At 58.4% G+C, this 20,444-nt stretch carries 21 protein-coding genes; 9 read left to right on the top strand and 12 right to left on the bottom strand.

What is annotated here, in order from left to right; translation table 11 throughout:
* The first annotated feature begins 1 nt into the window (after nucleotide 1).
* Together KUW17_RS18865 and KUW17_RS18860 are read left to right on the top strand one after the other, a co-directional pair.
* The gene (locus tag KUW17_RS18865) at nucleotides 2–391 is read left to right on the top strand and encodes a DUF1304 family protein (protein WP_222481846.1); all 390 of its coding nucleotides are present in this window, start codon (nucleotides 2–4) and stop codon (nucleotides 389–391) included.
* Between the two features lie 358 nt (nucleotides 392–749).
* Complete coding sequence (locus KUW17_RS18860) at nucleotides 750–2,141, top strand: IS1182 family transposase (RefSeq protein WP_222481879.1); 1,392 nt, start codon at nucleotides 750–752, stop codon at nucleotides 2,139–2,141.
* A gap of 58 nt (nucleotides 2,142–2,199) precedes the next feature.
* On the opposite strand, the gene KUW17_RS18855 is transcribed toward KUW17_RS18860, so the two are convergent.
* The 9 genes from KUW17_RS18855 to KUW17_RS18815 all read right to left on the bottom strand — a co-directional run bounded on the left by KUW17_RS18855 (nucleotide 2,200) and on the right by KUW17_RS18815 (nucleotide 12,359).
* Nucleotides 2,200–2,388 carry a hypothetical protein gene (locus KUW17_RS18855; RefSeq protein ID WP_222481845.1) on the bottom strand — a complete coding sequence of 63 codons (189 nt, stop codon included), beginning with the start codon at nucleotides 2,386–2,388 and terminating at the stop codon, nucleotides 2,200–2,202.
* A 5-nt stretch (nucleotides 2,389–2,393) separates the two neighbouring features.
* Nucleotides 2,394–3,152, bottom strand: coding sequence for a hypothetical protein (locus tag KUW17_RS18850; RefSeq protein ID WP_222481844.1), 759 nt, complete (start codon nucleotides 3,150–3,152; stop codon nucleotides 2,394–2,396).
* 301 nt (nucleotides 3,153–3,453) lie between these two features.
* Nucleotides 3,454–6,987: a WD40 repeat domain-containing protein gene (locus tag KUW17_RS18845; protein ID WP_222481843.1), complete on the bottom strand. Its 3,534-nt coding sequence runs from the start codon at nucleotides 6,985–6,987 to the stop codon at nucleotides 3,454–3,456.
* A 325-nt stretch (nucleotides 6,988–7,312) separates the two neighbouring features.
* Nucleotides 7,313–7,558 carry a hypothetical protein gene (locus KUW17_RS18840; RefSeq protein ID WP_222481842.1) on the bottom strand — a complete coding sequence of 82 codons (246 nt, stop codon included), beginning with the start codon at nucleotides 7,556–7,558 and terminating at the stop codon, nucleotides 7,313–7,315.
* Nucleotides 7,559–7,695: 137 nt separating this feature from the next.
* Entirely contained in the window at nucleotides 7,696–8,412 is a 717-nt protein-coding gene (locus KUW17_RS18835; RefSeq protein ID WP_222481841.1) for a hypothetical protein, read from the bottom strand.
* The gene (locus tag KUW17_RS18830) at nucleotides 8,409–8,792 is read right to left on the bottom strand and encodes a hypothetical protein (protein WP_222481840.1); all 384 of its coding nucleotides are present in this window, start codon (nucleotides 8,790–8,792) and stop codon (nucleotides 8,409–8,411) included. The genes KUW17_RS18835 and KUW17_RS18830 overlap by 4 nt, the downstream gene beginning before the upstream one ends.
* Before the next feature lie 423 nt (nucleotides 8,793–9,215).
* Nucleotides 9,216–10,496: a hypothetical protein gene (locus KUW17_RS18825; protein ID WP_222481839.1), complete on the bottom strand. Its 1,281-nt coding sequence runs from the start codon at nucleotides 10,494–10,496 to the stop codon at nucleotides 9,216–9,218.
* 783 nt (nucleotides 10,497–11,279) lie between these two features.
* Nucleotides 11,280–11,591: an ETC complex I subunit gene (locus tag KUW17_RS18820; protein WP_222481838.1), complete on the bottom strand. Its 312-nt coding sequence runs from the start codon at nucleotides 11,589–11,591 to the stop codon at nucleotides 11,280–11,282.
* A gap of 81 nt (nucleotides 11,592–11,672) precedes the next feature.
* Entirely contained in the window at nucleotides 11,673–12,359 is a 687-nt protein-coding gene (locus KUW17_RS18815) for a glutathione S-transferase family protein (protein WP_222481837.1), read from the bottom strand.
* 85 nt (nucleotides 12,360–12,444) lie between these two features.
* Between KUW17_RS18815 and KUW17_RS18810 the strand changes: the two genes are divergently transcribed.
* The 4 genes from KUW17_RS18810 (at nucleotide 12,445) to KUW17_RS18795 (ending at nucleotide 17,085) form a co-directional block, all read left to right on the top strand.
* Nucleotides 12,445–12,894, top strand: a complete 450-nt coding sequence (locus tag KUW17_RS18810) for a MarR family winged helix-turn-helix transcriptional regulator (protein ID WP_222481836.1) — start codon at nucleotides 12,445–12,447, stop codon at nucleotides 12,892–12,894.
* An 87-nt stretch (nucleotides 12,895–12,981) separates the two neighbouring features.
* Nucleotides 12,982–15,180: an excinuclease ABC subunit UvrB gene (gene uvrB, locus KUW17_RS18805; RefSeq protein WP_222481835.1), complete on the top strand. Its 2,199-nt coding sequence runs from the start codon at nucleotides 12,982–12,984 to the stop codon at nucleotides 15,178–15,180.
* Between the two features lie 133 nt (nucleotides 15,181–15,313).
* Nucleotides 15,314–16,231 carry a type II toxin-antitoxin system death-on-curing family toxin gene (locus tag KUW17_RS18800; RefSeq protein ID WP_222481834.1) on the top strand — a complete coding sequence of 306 codons (918 nt, stop codon included), beginning with the start codon at nucleotides 15,314–15,316 and terminating at the stop codon, nucleotides 16,229–16,231.
* A 386-nt stretch (nucleotides 16,232–16,617) separates the two neighbouring features.
* Entirely contained in the window at nucleotides 16,618–17,085 is a 468-nt protein-coding gene (locus tag KUW17_RS18795; RefSeq protein ID WP_222481833.1) for an aminoacyl-tRNA deacylase, read from the top strand.
* A 76-nt stretch (nucleotides 17,086–17,161) separates the two neighbouring features.
* Here KUW17_RS18795 and KUW17_RS18790 read toward each other — a convergent pair whose 3' ends face one another.
* Entirely contained in the window at nucleotides 17,162–17,422 is a 261-nt protein-coding gene (locus KUW17_RS18790; protein ID WP_222481832.1) for a zf-TFIIB domain-containing protein, read from the bottom strand.
* Nucleotides 17,423–17,580: 158 nt separating this feature from the next.
* Here KUW17_RS18790 and KUW17_RS18785 point away from each other — a divergent pair, with 158 nt between their 5' ends.
* Nucleotides 17,581–18,198: a hypothetical protein gene (locus KUW17_RS18785; protein WP_222481831.1), complete on the top strand. Its 618-nt coding sequence runs from the start codon at nucleotides 17,581–17,583 to the stop codon at nucleotides 18,196–18,198.
* Between the two features lie 39 nt (nucleotides 18,199–18,237).
* Here KUW17_RS18785 and KUW17_RS18780 read toward each other — a convergent pair whose 3' ends face one another.
* Nucleotides 18,238–18,645: a universal stress protein gene (locus KUW17_RS18780; RefSeq protein ID WP_222481830.1), complete on the bottom strand. Its 408-nt coding sequence runs from the start codon at nucleotides 18,643–18,645 to the stop codon at nucleotides 18,238–18,240.
* Between the two features lie 149 nt (nucleotides 18,646–18,794).
* The gene (locus KUW17_RS18775) at nucleotides 18,795–19,118 is read right to left on the bottom strand and encodes an antibiotic biosynthesis monooxygenase family protein (RefSeq protein WP_222481829.1); all 324 of its coding nucleotides are present in this window, start codon (nucleotides 19,116–19,118) and stop codon (nucleotides 18,795–18,797) included.
* Nucleotides 19,119–19,271: 153 nt separating this feature from the next.
* Here KUW17_RS18775 and KUW17_RS18770 point away from each other — a divergent pair, with 153 nt between their 5' ends.
* Both KUW17_RS18770 and KUW17_RS18765 read left to right on the top strand, forming a co-directional pair.
* On the top strand, nucleotides 19,272–19,931 hold the full coding sequence (locus KUW17_RS18770) for a hypothetical protein (protein ID WP_222481828.1): 660 nt from the start codon (nucleotides 19,272–19,274) through the stop codon (nucleotides 19,929–19,931).
* A gap of 27 nt (nucleotides 19,932–19,958) precedes the next feature.
* Nucleotides 19,959–20,444, top strand: coding sequence for a HugZ family protein (locus KUW17_RS18765; protein WP_222481827.1), 486 nt, complete (start codon nucleotides 19,959–19,961; stop codon nucleotides 20,442–20,444).

The raw sequence follows: 20,444 nt of genomic DNA, 5'->3' as shown, positions 1-20,444 counted from the left end.
TATGCGTCGTTTGTTTCAGATCTCAATCGCTCTCGTCATCCTGGGTCATTTGGTTTTCGCAGGCATGCAAGCGTTTGCTTGGGGGGTCGTTGCTGACCGTCTCTTGGGCATATCTGATCCAGCCGCCGTCATAAAAACGGCTGCAGTTGGGACAAGTTTCGCTTCTTACAATTTCAGCATAGCCGTTGGCTTGACCTTAAGCTTTTTTCTTACAATCAACGTCCAGTCTAAAGTTCATCTGACGGTTCTGGCGTTGATCGTGTTTACGGCAATCGTGGGGTATTTTGGCACGGGCAGCCTTGTCATCCTTGTTGCTCGGCTCTTACCTGCAGTGGTCGCTCTTTTGTCTTTGCTGGTTCTAACCCGCAAAGCTCAGCTTCCAATTTCTTAGTATGTCTAGATGTGGGTTCAAGATGTGCTGCATTGTCTCAACATGGCACGGGTTTGTCCCTGTCAAATCGATGGTTGCGACCGTGAAGCCTTGGTAAAGTTAGGATTGGGTGGCAAGCCCGCGTAAAGCGGATTGAGTAGCATCACGTTATCTTCTTCGCTGCGAAATAGATGAACGGCTGGTTTTCACGCCGCAGAGCCGCGCCAAAAATGATTCGGTCGCGGCGATTTTCGTGCTGCGAGCGCGCGCGGCGAAAATTCGATATGTCTGCTGAGGGCTTATTCCGTTGAAAAACTCAGGTTGCCTTGCGGTCTGAGCGCTGATTCAATCTTCACATTGGTATCAGGGATTGATGGCGATGATGGGACCGAGGCAGGAAGCGCAAGGTGCGCTGTTCTATGAGTTCTCCATTGAGGATCATGTGCCGAGTGACCACATGCTGCGAGTGATTGACCAGTTTGTGGACCTGTCCGGTATCCGCCAGCACCTAGCTCCCTATTACAGTACGACCGGCAGGCCGTCTGTGGATCCGGAACTGATCATCCGGATGCTTTTGGTGGGGTACGCTATGGGCATCCGATCCGAGCGGCGGCTTTGCGAAGAAGTTCACTTGAACCTTGCCTACCGCTGGTTCTGCCGCCTCGATCTCACCGACCCGGTGCCGGATCACTCGACCTTCTCGAAAAACCGGCATGGGCGTTTCCGCGACAGCGATCTCCTGCGGCATGTCTTCGAGACCGTGGTCGCGCGCTGCATTGAGGAAGGGCTAGCCAGCGGCCAGCGTTTTGCCGCGGATGCCAGCCTGATCCAGGCGGATGCCAATCGGCAGAACTCCTCGCCGCAGGACGATTGGGAACCGGCGACGCTTGGCCCGACGGATGCGCCGCGCGCTGTCAGGGAGTATCTGGACACACTTGATGACGCCGCCTTTGGCGCGGCCAGCCCGGTGAAGCCGAAGTTCACATCGCATGCTGACCCTGCCTCGCAATGGACCGGCGCGCGGGGCGGACCTGCCTATTTTGCATATTCCGCGAACTACCTGATCGACACCGACAATGCTGTGATCCTGGATGTCGAGGCCACCCGTTCGATCAGGCAGGCCGATATTGGCGCCGTACGGACGATGGTGGACCGGGTCACTGATACTTTTGGCCTTAAGCCCGAGCGGCTGATAGCCGATACGGACTATGGAACCGGCCCCATGCTGAACTGGCTGGTTGAAGAGCGAGGGATTGCACCGCATATCCCGGTGGTAGATAAATCCGGCCGTAAGGACGGCACATTCGAGCGAGCCGACTTCACTTATGACGCCGCGAACGACGCTTACGTCTGCCCAGGCGGCAAGGAGCTCAGGCAATATCGCCGGGCGTTCTCGAAACCAAGGGAAGCCAAGCCGGATCAGGATGGCATGCTGCGCTACCGGGCCCGTAAGTCCGATTGTGATGCCTGTGCCTTGAAATCAGGCTGCTGTCCAAAAGCCCCTCAGCGTAAGGTGACCCGGTCGATCTATGAACCCTCCCGCGATGTGGCTCGTGCAATCGCCCAGACAACGCAATACGCGATTTCCTGCAAACTCCGGAAGAAGGTGGAAATGCTGTTTGCGCACCTGAAACGAATCCTTGGAATTGACCGGCTCCGATTACGCGGCCCATGCGGTGCGCGGGACGAGATCCACCTCGCAGCCACCGCCCAGAACCTTAGAAAGCTCGCAAAGCTGCTGCCCCAACCGCAAACGCCCCGTTCTGCATGAAGAGCGGAGAACGCTCCCTGCTGTCGAAAGCCTCAAGGCGGCGGCACAGCGGAGTTTTTCAACGGAATAAGCCCTTTGCGGTCTTTAATAACAGCTTGGTCTTCGCGCGCGCAGCACGTTGCGAACGGACCAAAGCGGCCATTGCAAGGCCCTTCAAGAAAACACTGCTGAGCGGAACATAGTTGTAATACCGATCGAACAAACTAAAGACTGCTTTCCCAAAAATGGGTGCATTTGAGTAGCTCATTCTACTTAGCTCCGCTCATAATCACCTTGTGTCAATCTCGGTTCATTAACCAAATCTGAAATTTCTTCCCAAATGTACTTCCTCAATTTTTCAGGAGGAGCTGGAAGATTTTCTTCTTTCTCGTACCCACATTCATAAGAGATGAGGCGCACTAGATTTGAGGACCAAAAAGAGCTGACTGGCCCATGTAAGCACATGAGTGCTAAAAGGCGATCTGCATCCTTGGCTTTCAAAAAGGCTGAAATTGGCACCGTCAGAAATGTTGCCCCAACACCCTGCCGCAAGCCTTTGAGGCATTCTTGGATTGCCTTGTTGCTACTGGCATGTTTGCGACGGATTACATCGTACTGAAACGCGGAAAGTATGTATGCGTCAGTGTAATAGTATTCTGCAACAATTTCACCGCTCGACTCCCCATATTTCATAAGCAGCGCTCCGCCACCTACTCCAACTCCTAAGGGGGAAAACTCAAAGCCTAGACACTCAGAATCCTGTAGAGAGGGTCGCAGAACTTTCTTTTTGATATTCCATTTCCTCGTTTTGGCATCTGAGCGAACTGACTTTAGTTGTGTTTTAATCAAGACATCTTGATCATCGAAAATGACGTCAAAACCATCGTGATCTACCGTGTCGAAGTAGGTGTTCAGATAGTAACCGCGCCTCGCCGCGCTGGTCTTGACATCTAAAAACAACTTATTCATCAGGATGGATTCTTTTGCGTGTGAATTCGCAGGAGCATCCAAAAAATCTACCAAGCTGCTCAAAGTTGTCCTCGAAAATGAATCAGTCTTTTTAGTGTCGTAGCGTTTTTCACCCCGTTGTCTTTCTTGGTCAAGAGAGAGTATCGCTACCCCCTCCCAGAAACATTTGATACGTGGTTTTGCCTTCGCCGCTCTCTAGGGTGAGGCAAACGGAACTACGAGCCCAATGCAGTCTTTGATAACCCGTCAGGTCTTCGCGTGTGCAGCACGTCGCGAATTTGGAAACGCGGACCTTCAAGTGACTGTCGACAACTGTGCTCCTCAAGCGTCTGCTCGCTCGATCCTTCTTGAGACGGTTGTCATATTATGCATGTGACGCGGCGCTGAGCTGGAGTTGCTTTCGAATTTCCACTATTGCCTTGGCAACAGCGCTTTCAGGAAGATCTTCAAACCCTTGTTGAGAAACCACACCGTTCTTCTCCTCTTGCTCGGCGACATACCACGCCGCCAGATACTCGGCGACAGGGTCGTAGGTGAATTGCAGCCTGGAATTCACTAGGTTACGGCTTAGAATGCCGCAGGTCTCAAGAAAATCGATCAGTTTGGCGGGCGTCACTTCCTCCGTTTTCTGCTCATTCATGAAAACTTGCTCGTCCGCCGCACGTTGTAATACGCCGCGCAAGAAATCATGGGTGAATTCTCTTGGCAAATGGTCCTCACCGCGTACCGCTTCAACGGCAGCGAGTCCCGCCGCCCGATTGAAGTCTTCTTTGGCGATATCGACTTTGCCCGCCCGCGCGGCATCGGCATACTTGAGAACGAGCCCTATCCGGGTCGGAGACTTCAGATCCTCATAACAAGCTTGCTCAATGGCAAAGCGCAGAAACAATGGGCTTGGCATTGGCTCTTGGTCCACAAGTACAGCGATGCGATTTGAAACTAGAGGCCGCTGCTTCTCGTCATCCACGTATTTGTCGATGAATTTTGGCACGTCCTCTGAACTGAGTGGTCTGGTTTCCGTGACATGAGCCTGTTCCCAAAACTGGGTCGAGGGCGGGGCCAGGCGTGAGGTGACAATTAAATGCCGGAAGTGGCTTTCGCTGGCGGCTGTCTCCACTTTAGTCAGGGCATCATCGTTCGACCGCTCGGACAGCGAGTCGACAATTGGGCAGATCAACCCTCGCGCACCTAACCGTTTTACGAGATTGGGCGTCAGGCCCCGGTCCCAGGAGTGTAGCCGAAGAACAGAGGCAACGTGATCGGCCAATTCGCCCGTCCAGTCTTCATCAACAAAAACCGGCAAGGGCGCCTTGGGACTACCGACGAGGTACCGGAAAGCATAATCGCAAGCAAAAGCGGTCTTGCCGCTACCACCAGTGCCGTGGACCCAGCCCAACATGCGCTCACTACGTTTTGGCCGTGCGGGGAAAGGTGCCCAGGGCCGGTCCAGAGAGACCTCGGCATAGCGCCGCCGCTCTTTCACGGGCCTACGACCGATGAAAACGCTGTCTTCCAACTGGGCGCGATGGCGATGGAACCAGGCATTGGTCGGTCTGCGGGTGCGGCTCAACCATCCGTAAAGACTGATCATCGTGCCGAATTTCTTGTGAAGCGGCGGTAATTCCGGCGCGTTCGGCGAGGGCAGCATCCAATGACAGAATTTGGCAGGAACGAAAAGCCATAGCAACCCGGCACTCAACACTGTGCAGATCCACAAGAGGAACGGCCAGAAGACCCATACCCGCCAGCCATATACATGCTCGTCATAGTTTGTCGTCACCTGATTTCGGATGGTCAACAGTTTGTCCAGGCTGCGTTGCCAAGGGGACCAGTCATCAAGCAACACCTGCCGCAGTCGCTCAGCTTTGACATTGCTGGCAAGTGGCCGTTGAAAAACCGAGACATTGTCGCGATTTGGATCCGTCTCTTCACGCTCGATAAATTCATAGGTGTTGAACTTCCTGAGCGGCGCACCTCGATACCAACTGACCCCTTCGCCCGTAATCAGCGTTAGGCCATCACCTGGAATCAGAAACATCTGAGCCAGCATGTTAAGTTGACCATCAAGAAACACCACTCTGTCTTTGCATTGGGCAGTAATGCGTGTTGCTGGTTGATTCAGATTGGTAAGAAAAGCAACATGGGCCGGGCAGACGTAGAAAAAACTCAACTGTTTGCCGTGTGTGTCCCAGAGCCGCACCGTGCCGTCTTCCCCGCCGGAGACGATCCGCGTGCCATCATGGTTGAAGGCAACGCTCCGCACCCAGCCCCCATGCCCCTCAAAGGGCTGCACCACCTGCTTCCCTGTCAGATCCCAGAGGCGTACCGTGCCGTCACTCCCGCCAGAGACAATCCGCGTGCCATCATGGTTGAAAGCGACGCTCAGCACCCAGCCCTCATGCCCCTCAAAGGGCTGCGCCACCTGCTTCCCCGTCAGATCCCAGAGCCGCACCGTGCCGTCATCCCCGCCGGAGACGATCCGCGTGCCATCATGGTTGAAGGCGACGCTCCGCACCCAGTCCCCGTGCCCCTCAAAGGGCTGCGCCACCTGCTTCCCCGTCAAATCCCAGAGCCGCACCGTGCCGCCACTCCCACCGGAGACAATCCGCGTGCCATCATGGTTGAAGGCGACGCTCAGCACCCGGCCCCCATGCCCCTCAAAGGGCTGCGTCACCTGCTTCCCCGTCAGATCCCAGAGCCGCACCGTGCCGTCATCCCCGCCGGAGACGAGCCGCATGCCATCATGGTTGAAGTCGACGCTCGTCACCGGGTTCCCATGCCCTTCAAAGGGCTGCGCCACCTGCTTGCCCGTCAGATCCCACAGACGCACCGTGCCGTCATTCCCTCCGGAGGTGATCCGCGTGCCATCAAGGTTGAAGGCGACGCTCGTCACCGGGTCCCCATGCCCCTCAAAGGCCTGCGCCACCTGTTTACCCGCCATTTCCCACAGCCGCGCCGTTTCGTCATCCCCGCCGGAGACGAGCCGCGTGCCATCATGGTTGAAGGCAACGCTCCGCACCAAATCCCTATGCCCCTCAAAGGGCTGCGCCACCTGCGTACCCGTCAGATCCCAGAGCCGCACCGTGCCGTCATCCCCTCCGGAGGCGATCCGCGTGCCATCATGGTTGAAGGCGACGCTCATCACCCGGCCTGCATGCCCCTCAAAGGGCTGCGCCACCTGCTTCCCCGTCAGATCCCAGAGTCGCACCGTGCCGTCTTCCCCGCCGGAGACGATCCGCGTGCCATCATGGTTGAAGGCGACGCTCATCACCGGGGCCCCATGCCCCTCAAAGGGCTGCGCCACCTGCGTACCCGTCAGATCCCAGAGCCGCACCGTGCCGTCTTCCCCGCCGGAGATGACCCGCGTTCCATCATGGTTGAAGGCGACGCTCAGCACCCAGCCCTCATGCCCCTCAAAGGGCTGCGCCACCTGATTCCCCGTCAGATCCCAGAGCCGCACCGTGCCGTCATCCCCGCCGGAGACGATCCGCGTGCCATCATGGTTGAAGGCGACACTCCTCACTCGGCCCGCATGCCCCTCAAAGAGCTGCGCCACCTGCTTACCTGTTAGATCCCAGAGCCGCACCGTACCGTCAATCCCACCGGAGACGATATTGGGCATCATAGGATGAAAACTAGCACTTGACGCCCCTGCTGGAAATTCCAGTTGTTTCAAAGGGCTATTGGGATTGGCGACATCCAGAACTTCGATCCGACCTGACCTGTTTACAATCAACACCAGGTTCTTGAATTTGGGGTGATATTCGACGTGCAACGGTTCCAGCACCGTTGCGTCAAGTTGCGGAACCGTCCAGGTGTCCCCGGCTGTTAAAGGGGGCGGAGATAATAGCGTCAGCAGAAAAATCGCGCCAATTATCAATCTGCAAAGAACTGCCATTCGAAAAACCAATCGGACGGATGGATTTCCATAATTTTACACTGTTTCAACCTAAAGTAAATTTCCCTGACGATTTCAACAATTTAGAACGTTCAGGGCCGAACAAGCTCAATCGCAATCGTCAGTGAATGGCATAAGGACTTGGAACATTGCCCCTTCAACAAAGGCGCAGCATTCGTCGTTAAACGCCCTCCTGCCGTGCGCTGCATGTGGCACCAATGTCGGTGTCCTGCGCAGGCTGATGTACTTGAAAACCCATGCTGCAGCCGCAGCGAATGCCCGCTCGGTCCCGCATTGCAGTCGTTCGTGCCCGGCGGTTTCTGGATCAGTCGTGGATCAGACTGGTTTCGTCTGTTCCGTGTTCGGTGAACATGCCGTTGTGAGCGTCAACGATTTGCATTGCGACCCGGTTTGGCAGGTTGTTTGCGATGATCATGCCAGCGCCTGGGCAGATCACGTTCGAAAGGCTTTCGTCCATATCTGCGGTTCGGTGTGCCTCCCAGGGATAGTGGCTGGGGCACGGCACGTCCGGTTCTGGTTCCCATCGTTTCAGGGGCTTGTTCATGTCCATGTCGGTCACCCGGGCGGTTTCTGGACTGCTGGCTGCGGAAGTCAGCGAAGGGCAGCAACGAGCCCACTTTACCAGATGCTGCACCCTACACGAATATCCGCTATCCAATGTCGGACCAGAAAAATGACGAAGAATGATCAGAATCTGCCAAGGGTTGTCGTACAAGAAACTTCAGTGTCTCTGGCTGGCGATCGATCGGTGACACAACGAGCGATCGCGATCTCCCCGTATCCAGGTTGCATTGTTGCATAGAATACTTGGGTCACAGAAATCAGTGTCGGGAGTGTGATAAGCAGAAGGCCGGCTGAAAATAGTGCTGCGCAGATCAATCTTCCTTTCATATCTACGAACTCGCGCAATTTCAAGTCGGCATCATATACACTTCCCGCATAGTTCAACCAGTTACGCTCTGTAGCCGCAGCTGCACTCGTTGCTAATCGTTCTTTGGCGTAGATGATACGTCCAAATGGCAAGTCAGCGATCGAGTTTTGAGAAACTTCATCCACCAATCCTTCTAGTAGATGCACCCGGCTTTGAAAAAACTGAAAAGTCGACACCTGTAACATTTGCCCGATGACAGTTGGGATGTCGCGGCCACTTTTGAACTCAGACGGCGCCCTTATGAAGCAAAATACGTAGCCGCCTAGAAAAACCAGCCCTCCAAATAGAACTAACATCATTTTGGGTGAGCCGTCGGAGAAGAAGCTAAGAAATGCTGGAGAGTTACTCAAAATGAAAGTTGAAATCGTGATAGCGCTTATTGCTTTCGAAACCATGGAGTCCCTGAGTTTCGTCAGAAAAGCCCAGCCAACTTTTCCCTCTAACAACTTCAGAAGGCCGTTGCCGTCCGTCACTTGAGAGAGCTCCACACCGCGTTGAGAATTTTCATTGGCGTAGCAGCCTTGTAAGTTCGATTGAACTTGTATCGGTCATAGTCCTTGAAGTTTGACATCCGACGTTCAATAAGGCGGGCAAAATCCCGCACATCTTCCGACACCCGAGCTCCAGCAACAAAAAATGCTAGTTTCTCAACAGCATGCGCGTCCATACCGATCGTAATTTTCAATTTCGCATCCCAACGATTTCTTTCAGCCAGATCAGCAAAGAGCCTACCAACTGAGGTCTCGCCACACCCTGTCAAACATGGACCGTCCGGCTCCACGTAAGTTGCGTAGCCAGGTCCTTCACATTCAATTTCGCAATGCGGATGGCTAGGTGCTTTGTATTTCGGCATCAAGGTATTCCAAGATTAGTGTTCTCTCCCTGACTTTCCCACACACCGATGCAAGGCCCAAGTGGTTTTGTGAGACTACGGCACAACATACCATCGTCGGCGCAGATCACAGCTTTGCCCTGCAATAACAATGCCGCCATTCGCACAGCTGCAGCGAAAGCTCACTTAGTCCGGCAGACTGTGAGTTCGATCATCTCCAGATTTTGCTCGCGCAGCGAATGACCGGAAAGCGGGCTGCGCCTGCAGCAACGTGAAGGTAGGGCGAAGGTCCGGAATGGGCCGTCCTCAACGCTTAGCCGGAATCTAATCGGCGGGATGCTGCGCTGCCTCCGATGACCGTAAAGAGCCCAAGCACGCATTGTGAGAAATGAAACGGCGTAGCTAAACCAAAACAATGGTTGGGGAAATGTTCGATGGGAGGGTTCAGCTCAGCACTCGGTCCCCTCGGGGTACGCCCTTCCATTTCGATGTGAAAACAAGTTTCCAACCTAGTCTTTGATGATCTTTGAGCGTTTTCAGGCAGGGGTGTCGATAAACATTTCCATTTCCCATCGAAATCACGGCCGTTGAGTTCGGATTTTGTGGCTTTTGCACTCCACCACTGACAGCGGCACCATGGTGTGAAACGACTAGGAGGTCTGGCGCTGTCGTACAAGGCCAAGAAATACCTCGATAATCGGCATCACCGGGAAGTAGTGCGACCCGGCCACTTGCAAGCCTCAAGCCCAGAAACAGTCCGGAGTTGTTTCGCCGTTTTGCTTTAGTCTTTGCATGTGATGGGTTGCAATGCCCTAAGAATATTGACTTACACTTCGCAAGCTTCTTCGACGAAGGAAGGCTGACGAGCTTACCTTTTTTTTGAAGCTCATGAGCCACCTTCGATGCTCCAGGACCCATATCTTGAATGGGTGCCACCCAGATCTTGTCCTGCAGCTGTTTCCACACATGGTATCCGTGAAGGTGATCCCAATCCCAATGAGACAGTATCACAAATGGAGCGGCGACTATTGCTGGCGGCGTCCCGCTCAAAGTACGTTTGTTGAAACCTACTGGCCATCCCACATCGAAATGGAGAACCGGTTCATGGTTCGTATCAAAAATCGTAGTGAAGTTTGCGTGACCAACGTCGGAAACCCTAATTTCTTTGAGTTGTGCTTTCCCTATCCAAAGCTGACGCCATAGCTCCATACATTGATGCCTCGAAATGGTCGGTGGGGAAATACGGCCCTCTTTTGCCAATCTAGAAGCAATTTTTTTCAGCGGATCCCCCGCGGCGCTGAGCGTTCGAGGAAAATCTGGGTCCTCTCCGAAATTAGAAATGTCTCCAACAACGTATTTCGTTACACTGTCATATCCTACCTCTCCTAGCGTACACACTTGGGCGAGCGGTCCAGATACTGATCCGTAGGGAAACAAAGAAAGAGCTATCCACTGGCCCACCAAGTTCTCAGGTTCAATTTCAGAAATACCAGCCATCGCTGCGAACTTATTGAAAGTGGTCATGACCCTGATTAGGGCAAATTTCTCATGATCCCATTCCAAAACTGGTCTCGTGTGTCCGTCCGGATCATAGCCTTCATCGACGGCATCAATCACAAAGCTAAAACGGCTCGCCTTCCCTTCGGAGTGACGGTCAACGCTTTCAACGCGACCGATAAACGTTTTGGGCTCAGCGCCCCTAGAAACTTTATGTCTCATATTCATTTAGGCCATGGGGAATGTGTTGGCGTTCTATCAAATTGATAGGGGATAGCTTAAGGTGACAGTCTATCTTTTGTCGAGGGCGGCAATCCATGTCGCGCAGCTTGCAAAGGTCTGCATTCCGCCTACGTGCTGAAATATCATGTCTGCTTTGGGCGCTAGCTGTCCTTGGTGAGCTGGCAGCGGGTGGCAGCTAAGTCTGGCAGACTGTGAGTTCGATCATCTCCGGATTTTGCTCGCGCGGCGAATGACCGGAAAGCGGGCTGCGCCTGCAGCAACTTGAAGGTAGGGCGAAGGTCCGGAATGGGCCGGTCAGGTTCCGAAGTGCAAATACGGTTCGCAACTTTGCAGCGGCAGCTTTCTGCGCATCGCGCCCCCTGAAGCGGTCCGCAGCATTGGCATTAGCTCGCCGGGTTCGGTGAGTGGCCGCTTTTGGTGAGATGGCCCGAAAATTTTGCACCGGCAGCATCCTTGCCGCGTCACACCAAGTCTATGACCGCTTCGGGCTGCCTGCTGTCTTGGAGCAGGCTGATGTGAAACTCTATCTTTTCACTGTTGCAGAAAGCGGCGGCTGCCCCCATCGCCGTGCATGAAGCTACCTGGCCCCCGAATATGCGGGCACAGCAAAACGAAAGAGCCTGTGCTCTGTTTCCGCAATGCATTCGGCCTCGGCCACAATGCTCCAACCCAGATATAGAAAAGGAGCCCGCCGGGCGCCCTATATGTAGATCCTGGTGAGAACTCGTACCGAAACGGTGGGAACTCGATCAAGATTTACATACAATCTCAGTGGGTCCAGGGGCCGCGGCGGTTGGTGGCGAAATTGTCGCCGTAGCCGCCCGGGCGGATGTTGGCCTTGCGCACCTTCGGGTCGACAACCACCGCGTCGATGCCGTGGTCCTCGGCATATTCCACCGCCGCTTCCTTGCTGTCGAACCGCAGCTTGACCTGCGCCTGGGTGTCCGTGGAGGAGGTCCAGCCCATCAGCGGGTCCACTTCGCGGGCCGAGGCAGGCGCAAACTCCAGCACCCATTTCCGCGTCTTGGCCATGCCAGAGGTCATGGCGTTGCGTGCCGGCCGGTAAATCCGCGCTTGCATGGGCTGTCTCTCCTTGAGTCTCAATCCAGCGCTTTTATGCGCCGGATGCGGCTCTGCGGCAAGGTGGCATTTTGAACAGGGTTATCCGGCTTTTGCAGCCCCGCCACAGGCCGCCCGCGCCAGCCTCCCCAGATGCGATTGCCGGGCACAAAGAAACGCCATCAGCCGCGCCGGATAGCCCTCCGGCGGCGCCTGCCGGACCGACGGACGGGCCGCAACCGCCGCCCGCCAATCCGCCATGCACCCCTGCGTCGGCATCAAGGCAAAGTCCCCGATGGCATCAAACGTGTCGAAATAGCGGAAGATGGTGCCCCAGACCCCGTCCACCATGTGGAAACTGTCCCCGGAAAAGAACGGCCCCGCCACCTCCGGCGCGATCCGTTCCAGCCGTCCGCGCAGGGTGTCCGCAGCCGCGGCAAACGCCGCCTCATCCGGCGCATTATAGAGCTTGCCGATGGCCGCCAGCGTGTCCGAGCCGAATTCAATCCAGGCCCGGTGCCGCGCCCGCTCCAGCGCGTCGGCTGGATGCAAAGAGCCGGGCGTGGTCTCATCCAGATATTCCGCAATCACCTGGCTTTCGAACAGCACCCGCCCGCCGGTCTCCAGCACCGGCACCCGGCCGGTGGGCGACAGGGCGCGGAACCAGCCGGGCTTGTCCGCCAGGTCGATATTGGTGCGCCGGTGCGGAATGGATTTCTCGCTCAGCACAATCACCGCCCGCTGCACATAGGGGCACAGATGGTGGCTGATCAGATGCAGGTCGCTCATGGGATCCTCATGTAAATGCAGTTGCATCTATATCAAATGGGGGTGCGGCCTTGCATGTCAATGCACTTGCATCTAAATAATCCGCATGGAGACACCCGACCCTTTCGCCGTCTGGCTGCCGCTCGCCCGCGCCCACAAATCCGTCCTGGCTTCGGTGGAGACTGCGCTGAAACAGGCGGGCCTGCCGGGGCTCGACTGGTATGACACGCTGTGGGAGCTGGAATGCGCGGGCGATGCGGGCCTGCGCCCCTTTGAGCTGCAGGAAAAACTGCTGCTGCCGCAATACGGGGTCTCCCGCCTGGCGGAGCGGCTGGCCAAGGCAGGCCTGCTGGCGCGCCGGACTTGCAACGATGACGGCCGCGGCCAGGTGCTGGTGATCACGCCGGAGGGCGCCGCCATGCGCGCCCGCATCTGGGCCGTCTATTCAGCGGCCATGCAGCAGGCCGTCACCCCGCATTTCAGCCCGGGCGAGGCGCGGCGGCTGGCTGAGCTGCTGGCAAAGCTGCTGCGCCCCGCGCCTGCTGACAAAATCTGACACCATATCCCGGATTGCACCCCCCGCCCCCTTGCACCGGAACAAAAACAGACCAAAATCGGCCCCAGCCGCCAACGGAGTCGCCTGATGCCCTATGCCCATTCCGACAAGACCATGCCGATGATGACCCAGCGCGCGCCGCAGCAGCGGCCCAAGCTGGAGGGCGGCAAGCGCTTTGTCATGAACACCACCTTCGATCCGGCCGGCGACCAGCCCACCGCGATCAAGGAACTGTCAGAGGGCGTTCTGGAGGGCGAGCGCAACCAGGTGCTGTTGGGCGCCACCGGCACCGGCAAGACTTTCACTATGGCCAAGGTGATCGAGGAAACCCAGCGCCCGGCGATCATCCTCGCCCCCAACAAGACGCTGGCGGCCCAGCTCTACGGCGAATTCAAGGGCTTCTTCCCGGAGAACTCGGTCGAATACTTCGTCTCCTTCTACGACTACTACCAGCCGGAGGCCTATGTGCCGCGCTCCGACACCTATATCGAGAAGGAAAGCCAGATCAACGAGCAGATCGACCGGATGCGCCACTCGGCGACCCGCGCCCTGCTCGAACGCGACGACGTGATCATCATCGCGTCTGTCAGCTGCATCTACGGCATCGGCTCGGTCGAGACCTACTCCGCCATGACCCAGGACCTGAAAGCGGGCGAAATGTACGACCAGCGCCAGATCATGGCCGATCTGGTCGCCCAGCAGTACAAGCGCAACGACCAGGCCTTCCAGCGCGGCTCCTTCCGGGTCCGCGGCGACACGCTGGAAATCTTTCCCGCCCACCTCGAAGACCGCGCCTGGAAACTCTCCTTCTTCGGCGAGGAGCTGGAGCAGATCACAGAATTCGACCCGCTGACCGGTGAAAAGACCGGCACCTTCGACCAGATCCGCGTCTATGCGAACTCCCACTACGTGACGCCGAAACCGACCCTCAACCAGGCCGTGGTCTCCATCAAGACGGAGCTGAAACAGCGCCTCGACCAGCTGGTCGGCGACGGCAAACTGCTGGAGGCGCAGCGGCTGGAGCAGCGCACCAACTTCGACCTCGAAATGCTGGAGGCGACCGGCCACTGCAACGGCATCGAAAACTACTCCCGCTACCTGACCGGCCGCGCCCCGGGCGAGCCGCCCCCGACCCTCTTTGAATTCATCCCCGACAACGCCATCGTGTTCGCCGACGAAAGCCACGTCTCCGTCCCGCAGATCGGCGGCATGTACCGCGGCGACCACCGGCGCAAGTTCACCCTGGCCGAACACGGCTTCCGCCTACCGTCGTGCATGGACAACCGGCCCCTCAAGTTCGAGGAATGGGACGCCATGCGCCCGCAGTCGGTCTTCGTCTCCGCCACCCCGGCCGCGTGGGAGCTGGAACAGGCGGGCGGCGTTTTCACCGAACAGGTGATCCGCCCCACCGGCCTCCTGGACCCGGAGGTTGAAATCCGCCCCGTCTCGATGCAGGTCGACGACCTGCTGGATGAGGTGCGCAAGGTCACCGCCAACGGTTTCCGCACCCTTGTGACCACCCTCACCAAACGCATGGCCGAGGACCTCACCGAATACCTGCACGAACAGGGCATCAAAGTCCGCTACATGCACTCCGACATCGACACGCTGGAGCGGATCGAGATCCTGCGCGACCTGCGCCTCGGCGCCTTCGACGTGCTGATCGGCATCAACCTCCTGCGAGAGGGGCTCGACATCCCCGAATGCGGCCTTGTCGCCATTCTGGACGCCGACAAGGAGGGCTTCCTGCGCTCCGAGACCTCGCTGATCCAGACCATCGGCCGCGCCGCCCGCAACGCCGACGGCCGCGTCATCATGTATGCCGACAAGATCACCGGCTCGATGGAGCGCGCCCTGGGTGAGACCAACCGCCGCCGCGAAAAGCAGATCGCCTACAACCTCGAACACGGCATCACGCCCGAGACGGTCAAGAAAAACGTCGAGGATGTTCTGGCCGGCCTTTACGAGGGCGATGTGGACATGAACCGCGTCACCGCCCAGATCGGCAAGCCGATGCACGGCGCCAACCTGGAGGCGCATCTGAACGGCCTGCGCGACGAGATGCGCAAGGCGGCGGAGAACCTGGAGTTCGAAGAAGCCGCACGGCTCCGCGACGAGATCAAACGGCTGGAGGCGGTCGACCTCGCTATCTCCGACGACCCGCTGGCAAGGCAATCGGCGGTAGAGGCCGCGTCCGAAGCCGCCGTCAAATCGCGTGGGCGGTCAACGGCGGGGAAAGCGGGGACGCGGGCGTACCGGGGGAAATCGCAGAAGAAATTTTCGTAATGGGTTGAAGCCTATATAATTGAAGGGTTTAGCTTCTGAACGCCTGCGACATCTACGTCAGAGTGGCAGGCGAACTGGAACACAACTTGACAACCACAGTGCAAATTCTTCTTTAGACCGCTCACACAATGAGATGGTCACATTGCTAGACTTTAGAGACGAACTACTTCCTGAGCTTCACTTCCTGTATGACCGCTCAATGCAGGAAGTATTGTACTTTGAAGAGAATACTTCCGCTGGTGAACTTAAGGCTTCGGAAGTGCTAAGAGCACACTTTGCTATAGTTGATTATTTCTTAAGACAAGGGGAAGGAGAAGGTGTCGGAGGCTTTGGCCCCAAAGACACAGGCTTGCTTATGTCAGCCTTGAGTCGTCAATTTGTTGGATTTGGTGGTGAGCAGAAATGGCAAACCATTCCTGAAAAAGCAGCTACTTTGCTGTTTGGCTTGATCCAGAACCATCCATTTCACGACGCCAACAAACGAACTGCGTACCTCAGTACTGTGCAGTACCTTTACCAGAATGGGCTGATAATTGGAGTTTCTGAAAAGGAACTTGAAGACATGACTGTACATGTCGCAAACAACAGTCTTTCCAAGTTTTCCCGCTACAGAGACCTGCAGAAAAAAGGGAGCGACCCGGAAGTTCGCTTTTTGGCTCATTGGCTCAAGCAAAACACCAGAAAAATTGACCGCAGACAGTACCTCATTACGTACAGAGAACTCGACAAAATCTTAAAGCGCTACGACGCTTGGTTAGAAAACCCTCATGACAACCAAATTGATGTTATGCGTTCCGAGTGGGTAGTAACGAGGAAAGGCAGTTTTTTCCGCAAAGAGCAAAGGGAAAGGGTCACACGCCGCGTTTGCGTTCTCGGTTTCCCTGGCTGGAAAAACCAAGTTGGGAAAGGAAGGCTGGGACATGTGCGTAAGGAACTCGGGCTTACTCCTGAAAATGGAGTGGACTCCCAAGCCTTCTTTAACGATGTAGATGACATGAAGATACTAATTGAATTGTACGAAGGCGCTCTGAAGCGACTAGCCTACAGGTAGCTATCTTTTTCGATCTCCCGCGCCCGATCCCGAGGGTGGGCGTTCGCGCCCGCCTTGGGGGGCGGGTCGGGCGCGATGCACAGCAAAGCCGTGCAAGGCCTCCGAAAACCACCCCAAACGCATTAACCACCTATCAACAAACAAAGTTTCGCAGCGAAACCCCTTTTCATTTGCACCCCGCAACACCCGCCGCCCGCCCCTCTTGCCCGACTCACCCCTTCGGGCGCAGACTGATGGGCACCAGAAACCTGCGCGCGCCCCGGCTTGCCGCTTGCTGCGCCCGGATCTGATGCCGCCGCCCGATCAGCGAGCCTGGATGCTCCCGCGGCGCCCATGACCCGCGCCACGCGCTGCCGGGGTCCCGCCCCAGACAGGAGGACCCTTCGATGATTGCCTCACGCCTGAAACATCATCTGGAGGCACAGGGCTTGCCCTTCGCCACCGTCCGCCACCCCTATACCGCCACCGCATCGGAATGCGCCGAAGCCGCGCATGTGCCGGGCGACCACCTGGCCAAATCGGTGCTGATCCACATGGAGGAAGGCCCCTTCCTGGCGGTGATCCCCTCCAACCACAAGGTCGACTTGCACAAGCTGCAGTCGATGATCGACCGCCGCCTCGGCCTCGCGCCGGAGATCGAGCTGGACCAGGTCTTTGACGACTGCGACCCGGGTGCGGCGCCTTGCGTCGGCGCCGCCTATATGGTGCCGACAGTGATCGACGACAGCCTGCGCGGGCTCGACAAGGTCTGGTTCGAGGCCGGCGACCACAAGACGCTGGTCGAGATGAAGGGCTCCGATTTCGACACCCTGATGAAGGACGCCAAACACGGCTCCTTCTGCACCATGCACTGATGCCTGCGGCCAGCCGCCCCCAGACAGCCGGGGCGGCGCCACAGGCCCTCAGGTACGGGCCCTCAGATACGGGCGGTCAGAAGTCGAACAGATCCTCCAGGAAGTTCTTCTTTTTCTTCTTGTAGTATGTCTTCTCGTGGCGCGGGGTGTGATCCCGGCCGCGCTCCTCATAACGTTGCGGCTGCGGGGCGGATTGCGCGGGCTGCGCCGACCGTTCGATGATCTTGTCCAGTTCGCCCCGGTCCAGCCACACCCCGCGGCAGTCCGGGCAATAGTCGATCTCGACGCCTGCGCGCTCGGTCATGCGCAGTTCGGTTCCGTCGATCGGGCATCTCATTTTCCGCTCTCCTTTGTCCTGTGTCTCCCATTCCGAGGTGGGCACCCGCCGCTGCGGCTGCAAGGCAACCCTGCCGCATTCACGCCGAATTTGCAGAACTCCGCCGGTTTTCAGAAAGCTGACCCATGGTAAGCTGCCTGCAAATCACGGAGGCACATATGAGCAGCAAAAACATTCTCGCCGGGCTCCTGGCCCTGATCCTCGCCTGCACCCCGGTTCTGGCCCGCAGCGGCGGCGGGGGCGGCGGCGGCGGTGACGGCATGGGCATGAACAGCGGCGGCGGCCAGCGCAGCGGCCTCAGTTCCCGGGCCACCAAGGCGGTGGTCACCACCCTGACCCGCGGCTTCGACCGCTGCGGCGAGCTGCCCCAAGTCTACAAGTTCGACTGCTTCCGCCACACCTACAAGCTGGCGGCGCAGAAGCTGGACGGAAACCAGGCCTATGCCGAGGCCCGCGAGGCGCTGGTGCTGGTGGAGGAAACGCTGACCCGGTCGGTCAAGCAGAACCTGGACCCGGGCCAGCCGGTCAAACGCAAGGGGCTGAACCTCTACCGCCCGGTGAAACCCGCTGCGGTGCCGCAAATCAAGCGGCAGGCGGAATCGGCGATGAAACAGGCCGAAACCATCCTGCTGCGCTCCCCCGCGAACAAGCAGGTGCACTACGCCCGCATTGCCGAGGCGGTGAATTCCAACAAGGTTCTCCTGCGCTCTGCCCTGCTGCCCGGCGCGATGATCCGGCTGGCCTGGCAGATCCTGAAAGCGGCGGTTCCGGCATAGGCCGCACCGCCAGCCGGGCTTGGCTCAGCGCAGCCCGGCTCAGCGCACCACATGCACGGCACAGGCCGCGTGGCGCACCACGTGGCCTGAGGTCGACCCCCACAGCAGGTCCTGCATCGACGGCCGGTGCGAGGCCAGGATGATCAGGTCCGGCCCGTTTTGTTCTGCCCAGTCCAGAATGGTGCGGCCGGAATGGCCTTCGATCAGCGCCCCCTCGGCGTCGGGCAGGGTCTTGGCCAGCCCGTCCAGCTCTGCCTGCAGCGCCACGCGTGTGTCTTCCATGAAATCCGCCGGCACATAGGAAATCGCATAGGCCGGAACCTGTTCGATCACATGCAGCAGCGTCACCTTGGCGCCCGGTGCGGACAGCAGGCGCGCCACCTTCAGCGGCCCGGTCACGTCGCGCTCCGGGTCAAATGAGATCGGCACCAGAATATTATGATACATGGCAGTTCTCCCTTCGCTGAAAGCCTACACCGGATTTCGGCGCTGCGGTTTGACCGGGATCATGCGCCGCGGCGGCGGTGCGGCCGGGCCGCGGCGGCATCATCGCGCCGGGCCTCTGAACGGCCGGGACCGCGCGGTGCGGAGGCGCCTCAGGCCCCGAACACCTCGGCCACGTCATACATCACCGGCTCGAAGCTGCGGCACAGCTCGTTGATCTTGCGGTTGCGTTCGCGCATCTCGGGGGAGCGCAGCATCGCCATGAAATCCTCGCGGCGGCGCCATTGCGAGTAATTGGCAATCCGGGTCTGCGCGTCATTCACATGCAGGCCGGCCGCAATGAACCCGGGCTGCTTGGAAATGAACTCTGCATAGGCGTCCTCAAGCGCCTCCAGCAGGTCCTGGCAGGTGCCCGGCGTCATCTCGAATGTGGTGATAACGGTCTGGATGTCCGCGGTTTTTGCTATGTTCGGCATGGGCTTCTCCGTTGACTCTGTTCCAGCCTACGCCTGTTCACGCATAAAGCGCACGACATTTTTTCCGGAACACGCCAAAGCAGCGCGCGCCGCGGTTAACACAACCTTAACCATAAACCCGAACCCTTGCTTCAATCGCACGGGGGTTTCGGAATGAAATCTGCCTCTACAGCCTGTCTTGCCGTGATGCTGGCCCAGACGGCGGCTGCCGGCGCCTGGCTGGAGCAGCCGGGACAGGGGTTTGCCGCGGCCAGCGCAACATACCGCCAGGCCGGCGGCCGCAACGGATATGAGCTGAGCTACTACGGCGCTTACGGGCTCACCCCCAAGCTGACCCTGGGGGTGGATCTGAACAGCACCGGGGACCTGTACGGCCACGCGCTGGTGTTTGCCCGGCTGCCGCTGGGTGCCGGCAAGCGTTCCAGGCTGGCGGCGGAAGCCGCCTTTGGCGGCCATCGCGACAATGGCCTGTGGATGATGATGCAGCGCGCCACCCTGTCTTACGGGCGCGGGTTTGAAACCGGCAGCGCCAGCGGCTGGCTGGCGATCGACGCCGCCTACGAGCTGCGCAACAGCGGGTTGCAGACGGTCTGGAAGCTGGACGCCACGCTGGGGATGCACCGGCCCGGCAAAATCGCCCCGATGCTGCAGATCGAGACCGCCAAGCCGCAGGGCGGGCAGCTCTCCTACACGCTGACACCGTCGCTGCGCTATCCTCTGAAATCCGGGCGCGAGCTGATCCTGGGGCTGGAGCACCGCAAGGCAGGCGAACGCAGCCTTGGCCTGAAACTGGGGCTGTGGCAGAAGTTCTGATAAGACCCCCGCCGGCAGGAGGCCCCCATGGCGACCCCGATCCGCCCCACCGATGACGAGGCCCGCGCCCTCGCCCGCAGCCTGATGGCAGAGGCCCGCTTTGCCGCGCTTGGCGTCATGCTGGAGGCAGGCCAGCCGCTGGTGACGCGGGTGGCTTTCGCTCTGGATCCGCAGGGCGCCCCGCTCAGCCTGATCTCGGATCTGGCGCAGCACACCCAGGCGCTGCGGCAGCATCCGGCCTGTTCGCTCATGGTGGGGGAGCCGGGCGCCAAGGGCGACGCGCTGACCCATCCGCGGCTCAGCCTGATGGCGGCAGCAGAGTTTGTGCCGCGCCAGGACCCGGAGCACGCGGCGCTGGCGGCAGGCTATCTGCGTCAGCATCCCAAGGCCAAACTGTACCTGCAGTTCGCCGACTTCAGCTTTGTCCGCTTCCGCATCACGGCGGCGCATTTGAACGGCGGGTTCGGCAAGGCCTTCCGCCTTGCCGCCGCCGACCTGCTGCCCAGCGGCTGA

It is taken from the genome of Leisingera aquaemixtae, from assembly GCF_019801145.1.
Taxonomy (GTDB): Bacteria; Pseudomonadota; Alphaproteobacteria; order Rhodobacterales; family Rhodobacteraceae; genus Leisingera; species Leisingera aquaemixtae_A.
The sequence above is the reverse complement of the archived record's forward strand: the minus strand, read 5'-3'. Positions and strand labels throughout refer to the sequence as shown.